The sequence below is a fragment of the Haloarcula marismortui ATCC 43049 genome, assembly GCF_000011085.1.
Lineage (GTDB): Archaea > Halobacteriota > Halobacteria > Halobacteriales > Haloarculaceae > Haloarcula > Haloarcula marismortui.
Genome location: NC_006396.1, coordinates 872,465 through 888,061 on the forward strand (window position 1 = coordinate 872,465; position 15,597 = coordinate 888,061).

Genomic DNA, 15,597 nt, shown 5'->3' on the forward strand with positions numbered 1-15,597 from the left:
CCGTCACCGGAGTCGCCGTACAAGCGACTCGTCCAGACAGTTTTCGGGAACCGAGTCCCGCCACGTGACGGTCTCTATCGATTCGCCGTCGAGGCCGGGGTCCGACGCGAGCGCCGTTGCATCTGCCGTCCCGCGATAGGTCCCGAAGAAGAACGTCGCCTTGCGGTCGCCGTCGGTTACTGTGACCTCGGTGACGGCAGCCAGTTCGTCGACAGCGATACGCACACCGGTCTCCTCGCGGACCTCGCGGCACACTGCCTCCTGACGCGTCTCGCCGGTTTCGACGCCGCCGCCCGGGAGCTTCCAGATGTCGTCCTCGTAGACGAACAGCAGGCGGTCCGCCGGGTCGGTGACGAGCGCGCCGACCGCCCAGCGAAGGCCGCGGTCAGCACGGGCGCGGACGCCGTCTACGCCCGCCGTGTCAGTCTCTCTGGTTACTCGGCGGGTGTGCACGTCGCGGTCCGCAAAATCCGCAAGCGTCGGCATTCAGGGGAGGTCGACGTCGATATCGTGTTGCAGGCCCGTCGCTTTGACCGTGTTGTACAGCAACATCGCGCGAGTCATCGGACCGACGCCGCCGGGGACCGGCGTGATTGCGCCAGCGACCTCCTTTGCGCTCTCGTACTCCACGTCACCGACGAGTTCGTACCCCTTCTCCGTGTCTGCGTCGACGCGGTTGATACCCACGTCGATGACCGTCGCGCCCTCCTGTATCATCTTGCCGTCGATCATCTCCGGGACGCCGGCCGCAGCGACGAGGATGTCGGCGTTGCGCGTCCGTTCGGCGAGGTTCTCGGTGCGGGAGTGACACACCGTCGTCGTCGCATTACCACCGGGTGCCTTCTGGATGAGCAGGTTCGCCATCGGCTTGCCGACGATGTCCGAGCGGCCGACGACGACGGCGTCTTTGCCTTCGGTGTCAACGCCCGCGCTCTCGATGAGCTTCTGGATACCGTGTGGCGTACAGGGCTTGTAGCGTGCGTCACCGGCTACGAGCCGACCGACGTTTTCCGGATGGAAGCCGTCGACGTCTTTCATCGGGTCGATGGCGCGCAGGACCGACCTGTCCTCGACGTGGTCGGGGACCGGCATCTGGACCAGAATACCGTTGACATCCTCGTCGGCGTTGAGGTCCTCGATGGTGTCGTACAGTTCGGCGGCGTCCGCGTCGGAGTCAATGTCGATGTCGATGGCCTCGATACCGACCTCCTCGCAGTCGTCCTGTTTCATCGAGACGTACGTCTCGCTGGCCGGGTCCTCGGACATCAGCACCGTCGCCAGCGACGGGCGGTGGCCGGCATCGGCGAGGCGGTCGATGGACGCAACAAGGTCGTCCCGAATCGACTGTGCGACGGCGTTGCCGTCGATAATCTCTGTCATTAGGTACAACGGCGGCGCGGGGCGGTATGAACGTCCCGGATTTCAGTCAGCCGCGACAGGCTAGCACGCTCCCACTCAGGGACAGTCCGACTCGGCAACCGACTTGCGCTCGGCTCCCTGCTGGATAGCCCGCGTCGCGCCGCTCGGGACAGCCACCGTCATCGCCTGCCCACCGTACTCGTGGGTCTGGTCGTGCCCCCGGACCACGACACAGCCCACGTCACTGGGAATCGTAATCGTCGCCGACCGGGTGAACGGGGCCGTCGAGTGAGCGTGCAAGAGGTCCCGGCGGCCGAGTCTGTCGCCCGTCACGGTTTCGACCTGCCACCAGTTCGCGTAGCCGTCCTCGCCGTCGTCGTCATGATAGAGTGTGACGTCGAAGCGGTAGTCGCCGCCGTCCTCGTCACTGACCTCAACGCCGACGACGTTGGCCTCCCGCAGGTCGAGTTCCTCGCCATCGGTCGTCTGGCCGGGAGTGGCCCGCTCAGTTGTCACAGTAGCAGTGTCCGTTTCTGACACCGTGGCCGCCGCAGTCGCCTCGCTCCCGCTGCCATCGCTCTGTCCGGTTTCCGCCCCGGACTCGACATCAAACTGTGTACAGCCGGCAAGTATCGACAGGGACGCGCCCAGTGCAGAGAGTAGCCGGCGCCGAGTTGTGCGGAGCATACCGGACGTGTCGGCTGGAAATGGTAAAAAGTGAGTTGCGAAGTGTGCGGATAGCAGAACCGCAGGCTTCCGGCGTTATTCGTACAGCGTGTACTCGTCGGTCATCTCGTCCACGCGGTCGCTGACTTCCGCGACGACATCGTCGTCGTGGGGAGCGTCGACGACCTTGTAGATGAGGTCCGCGACCTCGCGGCAGGCGTCCTCGTCGAAGCCACGCGTGGTGAGCGCGGGCGTGCCGGCGCGGATGCCCGAGGGGTTGAACGCCGAGCGGGTCTCGCCGGGAACCGTGTTGGCGTTGAGGACGATACCAGCTTCCTCCAGCGCTTCCTCAACTTCCTTGCCGGTGGTGTCAGGATGGGACGGCCGGAGGTCAATGAGCACGAGGTGGTTGTCCGTGCCGCCGGAGACCAGCGAGAGGCCGTGCTCTTTGAATTGTTCGCCGAGCGCAATGGCGTTGTCGACAGTCTGCTGGGCGTATTGCTCGAACTCGGGAGCAAGCGCCTCACCGAAGCCGACAGCCTTGCCGGCGACGTTGTGCATCAGCGGGCCGCCCTGCGAGCCGGGGAAGACGGCAGCGTCGATGTCGTCGGCGTACTCCTCGTCGCACATGATGATGCCACCGCGGCCGGCGCGGATGGTCTTGTGCGTCGACCCGGTGACGAAGTCGGCGACGCCGACCGGCGACTCGTGGACGCCGGCAGCAACGAGACCAGTGATGTGAGCGATGTCCGCAAGGTGGTAAGCGTCGACCGCATCGGCGGCTTCCTGAATCCGCTCGAAGTCGACCTCTCGGGGGTACGCCGAGTAGCCCGAAACGATGATATCCGGTTCGAACTCCTCTGCGTGGTCGTGGAGCCCCTCGTAGTCGACGTAGCCGGTTTCCTCGTCGACCTTGTACTGTTCGACTTCGTACACCTGCCCGGCGAAGTTCGCCGGGTGGCCGTGCGAGAGGTGGCCGCCGTGGGTCAGGTCAAGCGAGAGGATCTTGTCGCCGGGTTCGAGGACGCCGAGATAGACGCCCATGTTGGCCTGTGAACCGGAGTGTGGCTGGACGTTGACGTGGTCCGCGCCCCATAGCTCTTTCGCGCGGTCGATAGCGAGTTCCTCGACGTCGTCGGCGTACTCGCAGCCGCCGTAGTAGCGTTCGCCGGGATAGCCCTCGGCGTACTTGTTCGTCAGTTCGGAGCTCTGTGCCTCCATCACAGCCTCGCTGACGTGGTTCTCACTGGCAATCATCGCCAGTGTGTCGTTCTGCCGGCCTCGTTCACCCTCAAGGGCGTCTGCAACTGCCGGGTCCGCTTCCCGTACGGTTTCGTAGCTCATGTATCCGATTCAGGACCGATACGACAATAATCTACCCTTTGACCCACGCGCGTGTAATGTTATCAATACTTGTTCGGTTCCGGGGTGTGGTGGGCGGTGACGACGTGCTGACAACCGTACGTATATATCAGATGACGTTCCACATATGCACACATGGTCACCTGGGGGGTGGCAGGCGAGCGGGTGGGCCGGGACGGCGGTGAAGCGCTGGACTGGGATGGGGAAACGGCCGACCCGACCGCACTGGTGCACCAATTACACAATCGAGAGAGTACTGACGGAGAACAGTTACCACGGCGTGTCGACGATTGTTACCGCGGGTCCGTCACCGAGTTAGCGCTGCCGGCGGTCGATGCCATGGTAACCCGCGTTGATACTGACGCCGATAGCGGGACGGTTGATTCACCGACAACGCTGCAGGAAGGCGAGTACCTGTTGACGATGCAGGCCCGTGCTGCGGATAGCGACCGGGAATCCCCGCTGGGCGTCGTCGACGACATCCGGATCCACGTCCACTTCGACGGCCCGGCGTCGCTCCATTCGGCCGGTATTACCACCGTGCTTAGTTTCCAAGAGCCGACGAGCATTACCGTCGGGTTCGTCTGGGAAACGAACACGGAGCGGCCGCATCTGCAGGTCCCCGCGACGCCCGAAGGGCTCGCAACGGCGATTACGCATCTGAGCGGAGCGCATCACACGATGCAGCCGTCCCGCTCGCATCCGGAACTCCGTGGACACCCGCCGATAGTCACGACCGGCGAGACAACCCGTATTCCGGAGCCGGTGCGACAGAACCGTCCAGAGACTGGTATCACGCTCCGTGTTCCGGAGTGCGAGGCGGAACTGCTCGTCAGCGCCCCGCTGGCGTACTATCTCGGGGCCGAAGTGGTAGTCGAGTCACGGGATGCAGCACTGTTGACGGCCGACGGCACGTCGGTACACCGCTCTTTCGACGCGTGGCCGTCGCTACAGACCGGCGTCGCGGCGCTGCTCCGGAAGGTGTTCTACCTCGACTGTCTGGTCAGACGCGTCGACCCGGCCGAGAGTGGCCCTCGTATCACGTCCGCCCTCTCGCTCGACCCGGACACAGTTCGGTCGCTGTCGCCGGCTGGACGGCTCGAGCGGTACATCGATGTCTCCGACGAGGCCGTGAACTCGATTCTGCCGGAGTGGCCACTCTCGACGTACGTCTCACCCGAACCGGAGCGGGTCCGCTATCTGCCCTTCCTCCTTGACCGGCTCAGTCTCATCTACCTGCCAGACAGCTCACGGCTTGATCAGGATGAACTACTCGACAGAACGCTGGCGGATTCGTATCTGAGTCGCGGATCGGCCGAGCGCCCGCCAGTCATCGAGCCGAACCTGCGCGAGGGCCAACTGCACTCGTGGCTCGCGCCGGGGAACCCGATAGACGCCTGCAAAACGCCACCGGAAGCGTACGTGAACCGCTACCGGAGTCAGAACCGTGACACCGACAGCCAACAGGTCGCGGTTGTCCTCAACGACGAGGAGATGGCAGACGAACACACAGAAGTCACGGAGATATATCGGGCAGCTGACCTCCCCATGGACGTACGGGTCAGCGAACTGCTGTCGGTCAACGAACTGGCCGACGTGTTCCGGCAGCCGACGGAGTTCGTCCACTTCATCGGGCACTGCGACGAGGCGGGACTGCGCTGTCCCGACGGTAATCTGGCACTGTCGTCGCTGTCGGAAGCCCGAACGCAAACGTTCTTCCTGAACGCCTGTGGCTCCTACGATGAAGGGCTTGATCTGGTCAAACAGGGCGCAGTCGCCGGCGCAGTGACACTCACCGACGTGCTGGACAAGCACGCCGCCCTGGTCGGGACCGCCTTCGCGCGCTTGCTCAGTAACGGATTCAGCATCCAGCGAGCGCTGGAACTCGCTCGCCGGCGGATAATGATGTGTAAAGACTACGCGGTTGTCGGGGACGGGACCTACTCCATCGTTCCCAATCCCGCGCATCCTGCAGTCGTCTGGCTCTCCGAAGGGGAGACAGGATTCGACGTGCAGTGTACGGTCGTGTCCCCGGAACGGCCCGGCGAGAGCTACCGCCTGCCGTTCGACGACAGCGCCGCGCTGAACGGCGAACAGACGAGCCACTCGCTCAGTGCTACGGAGTTGGCCGACGCGCTGGGCCAGACCTCGCTGCCTGTCATCTACGACGGGGAGTTCCACTGGTCCGATGACCTGGCCGCGCGCCTCCGGACGGGCTTCTGAGGAAGGGAGAGCTATCAGACTCTATGGCCGGAGCCGAGGCGGCCGCCGTCTGTTTCCGAACCGACCGACCGAGTCGTTGCGGCGATGCGACATCTTCCGGGAACCTTTCGTACTGGAGGTCAGATTTGAGACGATACCCGGGTCGTAACTTCTGGCGGGAAGGAAACAGTGATACCAGCCACTGATTCGGCCGAATTTACGCGGCGTCACCGAGCGGCATTGGTGGTTCAGTCCGTGGGTCGAACGGCTTCTGCTTAGGATAATTGACCAATATTTTATCGCTGTTCGCTAGTGGGTGTTGTCGGATTGTTGGCGAAATCAACACAGTATGGCCGGTAAAATTAAATATAGCAGTACACTATATACTGGCAAGGGACAATGACCGAAAATCTCCTGCAAGACGACATCGGGTCCATGCTGACCACGGTGTTTGGGGCAACCGACGAGCCGGTGTACGTCGTGAACCCGTCGCGGCAGACCATTTCTGAGCTTGTATCGACACTAGACGCAGATTCGGGCGCTCCGGAAGTTCGGCTGCTGGCCGACGAGCGGGCACTGAAAGACGTCATGGACGACTTCCTCGTTGCGAGCACCGCGGCCGACCTCATCGATGAGGGGCGGCTCACGATGCGACTGCTCGACGACGTGCCGAACCACTCGGTCGCGGTAACTGTTGACACGGTGTACGCGCTCGTCACGATCAGCGATACGGTCGGCGGTCTCGGGACCGACGACGCAGCATTCGTGGACAACGCCTACGACTACCACGACTCAGCTTGGACGGACGCCGACGAGTACTCACTCCGGACGCCGCCACTCAACCGCGTCCAGAGCACGCTTGAATCCGATATCGGCCCGGAAACCGCGTCGGACTTCAACGACGTTCTCAGCTCGCTGTCGACGGCCCGCGGCGATGGTGACGGGCTTGATGAGGTCACCATCAGTCTGCTCGTGGCTGCCCGAAACGGCGAACTCCTGTACGACATCAGCAAGTGGGGCGAGGATGTCGGGCTGGCGAGCAAGGCGACGTTCTCGCGGACGAAGACGAAACTCGAAGACATGAACCTCATCGACACCGAGAAGGTCCCGATTGACGTGGGTCGCCCGCGACTCCGCCTGATGCTCGGTGACGACCGACTCAAAGACGCCGACCCGGACGAACTGGCCTCCGTCGCCCAATCCATCCTCGCCGCGTAGGTTTTTCTCCCTTCACCACGAGGGCTTCGGCATGCGAACTGTCGAAGTCGTCGGGCGTGGACCGGCTGTTGATGCACTTGCCGCGTTTCTCGCTGATATCGACGTTTCAGTAGCACAGCCGTCGACACCAGCGGACAGCAGTGGCGACCTCGCCATCGTCGTCGATACCGTCGGTTCGGAGCGGTTTGCGGCGTGGAACGACCGGGCGAAAGACGATGCCATTCCGTGGGTCGCCGTCGAACTGGGCGGCGTCGGTGGTGTCCCGGTGACTGACGCCGCGATTAGCGGCTTCGGACCTGAGACGGGCTGTTTCGACTGTCTCCGGACGCGGGTCGAGGCGACGGTCGATGACACCGAGGAAGTCACAGGAGCCCCGGCAGCAGCCACGCAACGATTCGCGGGAGCGCTGGCCGGTCGACTGGTGACCCAGTTTCTCGACGGCGACGCTGCTCTCCTCGGGACCGTCACGGAACTTCCACACACCCAGCGGCGGTTCCTGCCTGTCCCAGGCTGTGACTGTGGCGGGACACAGGGCCATTCCCTCGGCGACGGTCGGCAGACGGCCCCCGACAGCGAGGCGCTATCGCGGGCGGAACTGGGCCTCGACGACCGGGTCGGTATCGCCACGGAGGTCGGTGAGGTCGAATCGTTCCCGGCTCCGTACTACCTGTCGACGCTCGCCGACACCGCCGGATTCAGCGACGTGTCGGCCGCCGCCAAGGCCGCCGGTGTTGCCATCGACTGGGACACAGCATTCATGAAAGCGCTGGGCGAGAACTACGAGCGGTACGCGGCCGGCGTCTACCGGGAAGGGAATCTACAGCACGGAACAGTCGCCGATGTACCGGCTGCCGTCACACCCGATACGTTCGTCAGAGACGAGGCCGAGTGGGACGAATCGCATGCGCTCCCCTGGGTTCCTGCCGAGAATCTGCTGACCGACGAGCAGCGGTCGCTGCCCGCCGAAACCGTCCACTATCCGCCGCCCTCGAACGCTGTCAGACCGGCAACGACGACCGGGCTCGGACTGGGCAACACCGTCACGGAGGCCTTGCTGACCGGGCTGTACGAGGTTATCGAGCGCGACGCCGCGATGCTGTCGTGGTACTCGACGTTCGACCCGCTCCGCGTTGCCATCGATGAGCACGAGCAGTACGAAACGCTCCGGCGGCGCGCCACATCTGAGGGCCTCGATGTGACGGCGCTGTTACTGACACAGGACGTGGACGTGCCAGTCATCACTGTCGCACTGGCACAGGACGAGTGGCCGCGCTTCGCGCTCGGGACCGACGCGGATCTGAACCCGGGTGCGGCCGCCGTCGGCGCGCTGGAGGAGGCGCTCCAGAACTGGATGGAACTCGATAGTATGGGTCCCGAGGCGGCCATGGATGCACAGGGTGCTATCGGGCGCTACGCCAAGTCGCCCGGTGAGGCGGCCGACCTGACGGCTTCGGAGACGGCAGTCCCGCTGGACTCGCTTGGCCCTGATGTGGACCTCTCTGGCGAGGCAGAGCTAGAGACGTTGTGTGACCGGGCGGCCGACGCGGGGCTCGCTCCGTACGGGACGCGGTTGACGACGCGCGACCTCGAACAGCTCGGGTTCGAGGCGGTTCGAGTCGTTTGTCCGTCGGCACAGCCGCTGTTCTTCGGTGAGTCGTTCTTCGGCGAGCGGGCCGAAACCGTGCCGGCCGACCTCGGCTTCGAACCGCGACTTGACCGGGATCACCACCCGTTCCCCTAATCGGACCAGTGGCTGTCAGATACCGAACGTCGCCCGCAGCATATCCCGCGAGCCCGGCCCGAGGCCGACGGCGGTAACGGCGATGAGCAACAGCAGTGCGTACCGTGGGCTGTCGTCGATGAACTCCTGGTTGAACAACGAGACGACCAGCGAGGCGACGGCAAGCTTGACAACTAAGAACGGCCAGGATGTGCCGATAGCAGCCGAGAGACCGGCCGGCTGGAGTGCCTCGGTAGCCGTAATGATGAACTCGTTGGCCGGGTGTTTCGGATAGTACGTTAGCGGGACATTGAGTGCGTCGAGCCAGTCGGCCAACAGAACGTTCGCAACACCGTCGATTGCGTGGCCCCAGATGACCAGCAGGCCGATATAGCCAGTTCCGTCGTTCAGTACCGGGCGGTAGGACTCAAACAGGCGGTACAGTCCGTACGCCAGTGCCGACGCGAGTGCGACAGTCGTGATGAGGACTGACGGGTACAGCGTGGCGTACTCGCGGGTGAGGGCGACAAACGTGAGATACAGAAGCGTCACGGCGACAAAGGCCCCGCCGATAGCGCCGGTCGTCCGGTAGTAGCTGTCGACGACCCCACGCTGTTCGAGGTCCACGCAGACGACGAGGACGAGCAGGGTCAGCAGAAATACCGTGCCGTAAATCACGGGACTGATGATGAGCGAACTGAGCGGATACTCGACGATCGGTGACACTCCGGCGTCGACTGCGCGGTCGGTTGCGTCTTCGACGGTCCGCAACGCACCGCCAAGCAGCATGAACGGCACGAACGCGAAGTAGAGCTTCGGGTCTTCGGCGATGTCCAGTCGCTCTAGAAGGAAGTAGACACCGACGAGCATGTACACTAGAATCAGCATATAGCCGATTTCGGAGACGATAGTGTATCCTGGTTCGGCGATGAGCCGCCCCTCCTGAATGGCCGCCGTACAGCCATCGTACAGCGGTTGTGGGCCGGACGCAGTCATTTCGGCACAGCTAGCCGACTTGGCGTCCGCGTACACTGGCCCCCAGAAGTACTGCCAGAGGAACCGGTCCCAGACAGCCTGTGGAGCGGCCGTAACAGCGCCGACCGCGACGAGAAGGACTGCAACGAAAGAGCCCACCCAGAGCTGGCCGGGCCCGTACTCATCAACGGCTCGCTCGAGCGTATCCATGGCCCAGTGACCGGTGGCAGGCGGTTTTAGCGTTCCGGTCGCGTGTGCTCACAGCGGAATTCCGCGAGCCAGACGCGGCGAGGTTTGGATGCGAAAAGTGAGGTTACTCTCCCCTGAGTGCCTCGTTGCCGGCCGCTACGAATGCCTCGTGTGCTTCGCCGTTTGAGGCGACGACGGAATCGCTGTCGTGGGTCCAGGGCTCGCCATCGAGGTCAGTGACCGTGCCGCCAGCCTGTCGGACCATATGGACGCCGGCGAGCGTATCCCAGGGTGCCATCGGGCGCGTGCAAACGAGCCCTTCGAGCGCCCCGTCGGCAACGTGTGCCAGCGTCGCCTGAAACGAACCCAGACGCCGAATGTCGCCGAAGCGGTCGCCGACAGCACTGCACAACCGACCGAACTCAGCCCTGTCGTCACGGTCCCACCAGCCGACAGGGGCCACGGCGAACGTCTCCGGGTCGGTTCGGCCACTCACCGAAAGCTCGGTCCCATCTCGCGTCACGTTCTCGGGGCCGGCGGCATAGAGGTCGCCATACGAGGGGAGATAGGTCACTGATGCGACCGGCTCACCGTCGACAATTGCGCTGACGGCCGTCCCCCACAGACGCATCCCACGGACGTAGTTCGCCGTCCCGTCAATCGGGTCGATGACCCACAGGGAACCACTGTCGGGGACGCTATCGACCGCTTCAGGCTCGCGGTCAGCCTCGGGCCCGGCCCGCGTCGAAAGGTCTTCCTCACAGAGAAATCGGTCGTCAGGGAACTCTGCTCGAATCGTGGCGACGACCTGCCGCTGGGCGTCGCGGTCCGTCTCCGTAACGAGGTCGTTCTTGTTGGCCTTCGAATCGACACTGAGGTCGCCCCGGAACTGCTCGCGGGCAACGACACCGCCAGCGCGGGCCGCTCGCTCGGCAACCGCCGCCCGGTGGCTTGCATCTGTCATATCTGATGCTGGACCGCCCGTGTTCAAACCATCTCGCCTTCCAGCAAAACAGGGCCGACGGCTGGGATGGGTTACTCTTCTTCGACAGCCTCGTCAACAGCGTCGAGAATGGCTTCAGCGATGTCCCGCGCCTCATTGGGCGTGTACAGGACCTGATTCCCCAGTGACTGTTCTATACGGACATAGCCGTCATCGTCCTCAATGGAGAAAAACGCTGTATTCTCCAGCGGTGGCACGCGCAGGCTGGCCCCCTCGGACTGGTCTGTAGCCATGTTACAATATAACATGGGAAACGATTTAAAGCTACGGCCTGGGTTACAGAAATCGTTCTAATTTCAAATATTGATTATCTCTCCCGACGACTATCTCAAAGATATGCATATATGGCTTCGATACGTGGGTAGCTTCGACTCACCAAGAACGTCGAAGTTGATATATTTTTGATGGTAGTCTGCGCCTTTGGCTGCGCAGTGCAACACTAGTCAATGCACCGGAAGACAACTGCCGCAAATAATACTCAATGCGATTCCGTGCACTATTTCAATGTGTTCTTGGCGTAGTTCGACCAGTCTGGACGGGACCTCTGGGTCATCGGCGAGCCATTTGAGCAGCGTCCCGGATCGGTCGGCGACTTCGAGAACTCACTCATCGATACGCACACGTTCGATCGCGAACTTGAGGCGCCCGAGAACGTTGAGACGACGAACCCGCTCATCTTCTAGACGCTGTACATCAGCACCGACAGCACCGAGTACAAGGCTGTCGTCGGTGCCAGCGCCGGTACCGTCGGGCTTGGCGTTAACTACGTTGAGGGTGACAATCTTGACAGCGACATCCACTACGCCAGCGAGAGCTACGATGGGCCAATGTAACACAAGGTGGTCATCGACGAGCCCATGGGTGTCAAGTACGACCTCGTGGTGAACGATACCGTCTCAATCGGCGAGGCCATAGCTACCACCGGGAACGCCAGTTCAGTGTGGCCGATATCTACTTAACCAATTCTCAATTCGTCGGCGCGCCAGTTGTCGTCTTACCACCGAGCGGAATCCATGAGATTACGTGGATAAGTATTAGCTATCCGATGAATATGCTCTCGGTGCAGGTCGCCATGGACCACAATATTGAGCGGGCCAACATCATCAGCGCAGACTACCCCGAATATAACGTCTGGACCAACCGCGAATAGTCGCAGTCAACGCCGCAGGGGAGGTGTGCTGGGTGCGTTCATCGCATCGGCTGGCGGCTCCCAGCCTCTGGGCCATCGATACTGTCGCCAAACTGGTCAGCGGCTTCAAGAGCGTGCGTGGTATCAGTGATATTTCCTCAGCTTTCGAGTGGGTTCGTGAGCGCTATCATGGTGAATCTCGTCAGCGGATTAGCCACGACACTATATCTCTCGCCTAGACCCATTAAAAACTGCGCTAGAAGGCGTCGAAGGTCTTGCGGAGGTAACAGAACGTACAGCAACTCTCGACGCGGTCGTAGTAGCAGCCGTCTGTGTGCGACGGGTAGTGCTGCTGGCCATCCGGACCCTCTTCACCGGGCATCTCAACCTGCAGGTACCGCTCACTGAAACGAGCGGGACCTGACGTCGTGGGCGACTCGGCCTGCTTATCAGGACTTTCAACAGCCATAGAACGATATTATAGTCGTCACATATTATAGAGTGGGGACTAGTTATTAGAAATGATATTGAGATGTATAAATAGTACGTGAGACCGTTTTTGTCCTTCTGTTTTAGTCTCTGTAAATATCTTCGGTCAAAACTAGGTCAGTGTACTAGATTACATGCAGATCTACTGCCGCTCGATTAGATAATAAAAGTATTATAAACCGGTTGGGTGAGTGAAACAATCGCCGAGATATGTCCAAACACCGGCAACGCTCCGCGGAGGCCGGTGGCGCCACTGGTGGTAACCCTATGAGGATTTATTCGTATGATCATCTGCGCAGCATGGAACGCTCTTTCAGTTCAGCGGTCAAGCCTAGCACATCGTTCATTGAGCGACCAGTTCGAACAGTAATTACTAACAAAGGTGATGCCTCTGGCAGTGGCAACGCTGTCGTGTCAGCGGCTTTCTGCCGCCGGTTCCGACAGCTTCGTTGCATCGCTGGCATGGAGTGAGCATCAACCGCTGGTCCAGCCGCTGTTTCGTAAATGAACTCATACATCGGATAGGGTTAGACAAAGACACCTTGTGAGGTGCTGAAAATCACTTCCTGGTTCGTACTGAGGGCCTGTGTAACTGAACAAAGTACAAATTAATAACAATTCTACCCTGTATCAAAAGAAAAATATCATACGCCAGATAAGCTGCGATCAGCAAAATGGATTTGAAAGCAGAATTGGATGACCGGCCTGTGTTCGTAACGGGTGCTGACGGCTTCGTTGGTTCACATCTCGTCGATACACTAGTTGAGTACGGGGCGAACGTGCATACGTTTGTTCGGGCAACCTCCAGCGGAGAATTGAATAATATCCGTCACCAGCGTGAAAATATCACCGTCCATCGTGGCGACCTCCGCGACAAGCACTCGGTTGATGATGCCCTCTCAACATTTCAGCAGTACGATGATACGCTCATTTTCCACCTTGGAGCACAGGCCCACGTCGGCGAGTCTTGGGACCGACCCTACGAGACAATAGATACCAACGTCTCCGGGACGCTGAATCTGTTGCAGTCGGTTGTCGACCTTGATCTCGATATTACGAAATTTGACACCGCAGGTACAAGTGAAGAGTACGGAAACGTCAAAGAGGAGATGGCCGAGAAACACGAGTTCGAAGAGGACGGGCGTGTTATGCTTAGCGAGCGGTCGCCGGTCAATCCCACGAGTATCTATGCCACGTCCAAATTGGCGGCCGACTTCCTCACGATGAACTATAATGACGCATACGGGCTCCCAACAGTTACGACGCGGATGTTCAATAACTATGGGCCGCGTCAGAATCCACGCTACATTACTGGGACCATCATTACGCAAGCGCTCGAACGCGACATCGTCGAACTCGGGAATCTTCAGCCAAAACGGGACATGTGTTACGTCAGTGACGGCGTTCGAGGACATCTCCACGTCGCGCTCGGTGGCAATCCCGGTGAACAGTACGTCTACGGGTACGGTGAGAACACCTCGATGCGGGAGTGGACCGAGACGATTCTTGAAGTGGGTAGCGAATACGGCTATTGGGATAATCCTGAAATCGTTCAGGACGATGACCGGTACCGACCCGGTGATAGTGATGTTGAAGAGCTCCTCGTCGGGCACGAGAAACTCACCGAAAAGACCGGCTGGGAACCTCAGGTCACCTGGCGTCAGGGAATTAGACAGACAATCGACTGGTACGCGAACAACAAACGGTCATGGTACGGACGGGTGGACTGGCGATGAGTTCGTACTGGGAGGGCCAGACCGTCATGGTCACCGGCGGCGCTGGTTTCCTTGGCAGTCATCTCGTGGAGGAACTGGAAGCCCGGTCGGATACTGTCGACGTGTTTGTTCCCAGAAGCAATGAATATGACCTGCGTGAACGGACGGACATCCGTCGAGCCTTTACCCAGTCCGGGGCCGATGTCGTGGTCCACCTAGCGGCGACGGTCGGTGGTATCGGCGCTAACCGCGAGAACCCCGGTCGGTACTTCTATGACAACGCCATTATGGGCATCGAGTTGCTGGAGATGGCCCGTCAGTTCGATGTCGACAAGTTCACGATTCTGGGAACGATCTGCTCGTATCCAAATCACACGGAGGTTCCGTTCAGCGAAGACGACCTCTTCGACGGGTATCCCGAGGAAACGAACGCACCCTACGGTATCGCAAAGAAGGCACTGCTCACACAGTCACGGGCCTATCGGAAACAGTATGATTTCAACAGTATCTATTTGATGCCGGTGAACCTCTATGGCCCGCGCGACGACTTCGATCTCCACTCCGCTCATGTGATCCCAGCTATCATCCGCAAATGCATCGAAGCCCGCGAGCGCGGAGATGATAGTATCACTGCCTGGGGAACCGGTGAACCGACACGCGAGTTCCTCTACGTGAAAGACGCGGCCCGTGGTATCCTTGATGCGACCGAACGCTACGACCGGAGCAACCCCGTCAACCTCGGTAGCGGGGCAGAAATCAGCATCCGAGCACTCATCGAACGGATTGCGGACATGACTGACTTCGAGGGCGACATCAAATGGGATACCTCCAAACCTGATGGGCAACCACGTCGTCGTCTGGACACCAGTCGAGCCAAGGAGTACTTCGACTGGACCGCGCAGACGGATTTCGAGGACGGGCTACGGCGGACCATCGACTGGTACGAAGCAGTTCGGACGGACTATCCTGCTGGCGGTCCACGCGCCGATGCGTGACGACCCCGACGGGCTGAGAGGGCCGGGTCATATCTCGGATGACGATTGGGAGACCGTTTGCTCGGTGCCGATTGCGTTGGTCGACCTTGTGGACAAGGCCGGCGAAGGAATCGTCCCCTCGAAGCGTACGAACGAGCCCGCCAAGGGGGAAGTGGTTCGTTCCTGGAGGGCGTGTCCGGAAGGGACAACGGCTCTGGGAAGCATTCCACCGCGTTGCTCAGACTGAGCTGGGTGTGGAGATGACTATAGAGCGTTCTCTGGTACCTATGAGCGCTTCTATGGTATGGCTGCGCTCGAAGACGTCGGGGGCAAACACTACGTGCCACAAGGATTCGTGGTCAGTACGGACGCGGAGTCGTTTTCACTGGACGATCAGCACGAGGCCGTCGAAGTGTTTGACGAGAAGCCTACGGATTTGCGTTGAGATGTATCTTTGTGATGCTGGTGTGGGACAAATTTAAATCCTCAATTTAAGACTAAACGATGCTGTCTCACTCGCGTGACTACCGTTGCCACTAACAAGCATTCCAGCAGTGGATATATCCTTGACGCACTCGCAGAAATCTGCGCTCGAT

General features: G+C 60.7%; 15 protein-coding genes and 1 pseudogene. 7 read left to right on the forward strand and 9 right to left on the reverse strand.

The features are described from left to right. Positions 1–3: 3 nt before the first annotated feature. The 4 genes from RR_RS08420 to glyA form a co-directional block, all read right to left on the reverse strand. The gene (locus RR_RS08420; protein WP_011223364.1) at positions 4–486 is read right to left on the reverse strand and encodes an NUDIX hydrolase; all 483 of its coding nucleotides are present in this window, start codon (positions 484–486) and stop codon (positions 4–6) included. Beyond that, the gene (locus tag RR_RS08425; RefSeq protein ID WP_011223365.1) at positions 487–1,380 is read right to left on the reverse strand and encodes a bifunctional methylenetetrahydrofolate dehydrogenase/methenyltetrahydrofolate cyclohydrolase; all 894 of its coding nucleotides are present in this window, start codon (positions 1,378–1,380) and stop codon (positions 487–489) included. A gap of 75 nt (positions 1,381–1,455) precedes the next feature. Beyond that, on the reverse strand, positions 1,456–2,046 hold the full coding sequence (locus tag RR_RS08430) for a hypothetical protein (protein WP_011223366.1): 591 nt from the start codon (positions 2,044–2,046) through the stop codon (positions 1,456–1,458). A 75-nt stretch (positions 2,047–2,121) separates the two neighbouring features. Continuing rightward, the gene (gene glyA, locus RR_RS08435) at positions 2,122–3,369 is read right to left on the reverse strand and encodes a serine hydroxymethyltransferase (RefSeq protein WP_004961161.1); all 1,248 of its coding nucleotides are present in this window, start codon (positions 3,367–3,369) and stop codon (positions 2,122–2,124) included. 153 nt (positions 3,370–3,522) lie between these two features. On the opposite strand from glyA, the gene RR_RS08440 reads away from it, so the two are divergent. From RR_RS08440 to RR_RS08450, 3 genes are all read left to right on the forward strand, one after another. Then, positions 3,523–5,610, forward strand: a complete 2,088-nt coding sequence (locus tag RR_RS08440) for a hypothetical protein (protein ID WP_011223367.1) — start codon at positions 3,523–3,525, stop codon at positions 5,608–5,610. A gap of 378 nt (positions 5,611–5,988) precedes the next feature. After that, entirely contained in the window at positions 5,989–6,807 is an 819-nt protein-coding gene (gene tbsP / locus RR_RS08445; protein WP_004961158.1) for a transcriptional regulator TbsP, read from the forward strand. Positions 6,808–6,838: 31 nt separating this feature from the next. Further along, the gene (locus RR_RS08450; RefSeq protein WP_011223368.1) at positions 6,839–8,548 is read left to right on the forward strand and encodes a YcaO-like family protein; all 1,710 of its coding nucleotides are present in this window, start codon (positions 6,839–6,841) and stop codon (positions 8,546–8,548) included. Between the two features lie 15 nt (positions 8,549–8,563). Here the strand turns inward: RR_RS08450 and RR_RS08455 are convergent, their stop codons facing one another. The 5 genes from RR_RS08455 to RR_RS08475 form a co-directional block, all read right to left on the reverse strand. Beyond that, positions 8,564–9,712: a DUF63 family protein gene (locus tag RR_RS08455; RefSeq protein WP_004961153.1), complete on the reverse strand. Its 1,149-nt coding sequence runs from the start codon at positions 9,710–9,712 to the stop codon at positions 8,564–8,566. 103 nt (positions 9,713–9,815) lie between these two features. Next, positions 9,816–10,655 (reverse strand): inositol monophosphatase family protein, encoded by an 840-nt coding sequence (locus tag RR_RS08460; protein WP_011223369.1) that lies wholly within the window; start codon positions 10,653–10,655, stop codon positions 9,816–9,818. A 71-nt stretch (positions 10,656–10,726) separates the two neighbouring features. Then, complete coding sequence (locus RR_RS08465; RefSeq protein ID WP_049938845.1) at positions 10,727–10,927, reverse strand: hypothetical protein; 201 nt, start codon at positions 10,925–10,927, stop codon at positions 10,727–10,729. Between the two features lie 369 nt (positions 10,928–11,296). After that, positions 11,297–11,494: a hypothetical protein gene (locus tag RR_RS08470; RefSeq protein WP_049938846.1), complete on the reverse strand. Its 198-nt coding sequence runs from the start codon at positions 11,492–11,494 to the stop codon at positions 11,297–11,299. A gap of 585 nt (positions 11,495–12,079) precedes the next feature. Next, a complete protein-coding gene (locus RR_RS08475; protein WP_011223373.1) occupies positions 12,080–12,292 on the reverse strand; it encodes a hypothetical protein in 213 nt (70 codons plus the stop codon). Positions 12,293–13,019: 727 nt separating this feature from the next. On the opposite strand from RR_RS08475, the gene RR_RS08480 reads away from it, so the two are divergent. The 4 genes and pseudogenes from RR_RS08480 (at position 13,020) to RR_RS22785 (ending at position 15,446) form a co-directional block, all read left to right on the forward strand. Next, positions 13,020–14,048, forward strand: a complete 1,029-nt coding sequence (locus tag RR_RS08480; RefSeq protein WP_232508557.1) for a GDP-mannose 4,6-dehydratase — start codon at positions 13,020–13,022, stop codon at positions 14,046–14,048. After that, the gene (locus RR_RS08485) at positions 14,045–15,022 is read left to right on the forward strand and encodes a GDP-L-fucose synthase family protein (protein ID WP_232508558.1); all 978 of its coding nucleotides are present in this window, start codon (positions 14,045–14,047) and stop codon (positions 15,020–15,022) included. Before RR_RS08480 ends, RR_RS08485 begins: the two co-directional genes overlap by 4 nt. A 38-nt stretch (positions 15,023–15,060) precedes the next feature. Then, positions 15,061–15,249: pseudogene (locus RR_RS23105) on the forward strand (hypothetical protein); the annotation flags it as partial. Positions 15,250–15,305: 56 nt separating this feature from the next. Beyond that, positions 15,306–15,446, forward strand: coding sequence for a hypothetical protein (locus RR_RS22785; RefSeq protein WP_011223376.1), 141 nt, complete (start codon positions 15,306–15,308; stop codon positions 15,444–15,446). Positions 15,447–15,597 lie beyond the last annotated feature (151 nt).

What these genes read in the sequence shown, in the direction of transcription:
- RR_RS08420 (WP_011223364.1), bottom strand. Translation starts at nt 486, where the DNA reads ATGCCGACGCTTGCGGATTTTGCGGACCGCGACGTGCACACCCGCCGA.
- RR_RS08425 (WP_011223365.1), bottom strand. Translation starts at nt 1,380, where the DNA reads ATGACAGAGATTATCGACGGCAACGCCGTCGCACAGTCGATTCGGGAC.
- RR_RS08430 (WP_011223366.1), bottom strand. Translation starts at nt 2,046, where the DNA reads ATGCTCCGCACAACTCGGCGCCGGCTACTCTCTGCACTGGGCGCGTCC.
- glyA (WP_004961161.1), bottom strand. Translation starts at nt 3,369, where the DNA reads ATGAGCTACGAAACCGTACGGGAAGCGGACCCGGCAGTTGCAGACGCC.
- RR_RS08440 (WP_011223367.1), top strand. Translation starts at nt 3,523, where the DNA reads ATGGTCACCTGGGGGGTGGCAGGCGAGCGGGTGGGCCGGGACGGCGGT.
- tbsP (WP_004961158.1), top strand. Translation starts at nt 5,989, where the DNA reads ATGACCGAAAATCTCCTGCAAGACGACATCGGGTCCATGCTGACCACG.
- RR_RS08450 (WP_011223368.1), top strand. Translation starts at nt 6,839, where the DNA reads ATGCGAACTGTCGAAGTCGTCGGGCGTGGACCGGCTGTTGATGCACTT.
- RR_RS08455 (WP_004961153.1), bottom strand. Translation starts at nt 9,712, where the DNA reads ATGGATACGCTCGAGCGAGCCGTTGATGAGTACGGGCCCGGCCAGCTC.
- RR_RS08460 (WP_011223369.1), bottom strand. Translation starts at nt 10,655, where the DNA reads ATGACAGATGCAAGCCACCGGGCGGCGGTTGCCGAGCGAGCGGCCCGC.
- RR_RS08465 (WP_049938845.1), bottom strand. Translation starts at nt 10,927, where the DNA reads ATGGCTACAGACCAGTCCGAGGGGGCCAGCCTGCGCGTGCCACCGCTG.
- RR_RS08475 (WP_011223373.1), bottom strand. Translation starts at nt 12,292, where the DNA reads ATGGCTGTTGAAAGTCCTGATAAGCAGGCCGAGTCGCCCACGACGTCA.
- RR_RS08485 (WP_232508558.1), top strand. Translation starts at nt 14,045, where the DNA reads ATGAGTTCGTACTGGGAGGGCCAGACCGTCATGGTCACCGGCGGCGCT.
- RR_RS22785 (WP_011223376.1), top strand. Translation starts at nt 15,306, where the DNA reads ATGGCTGCGCTCGAAGACGTCGGGGGCAAACACTACGTGCCACAAGGA.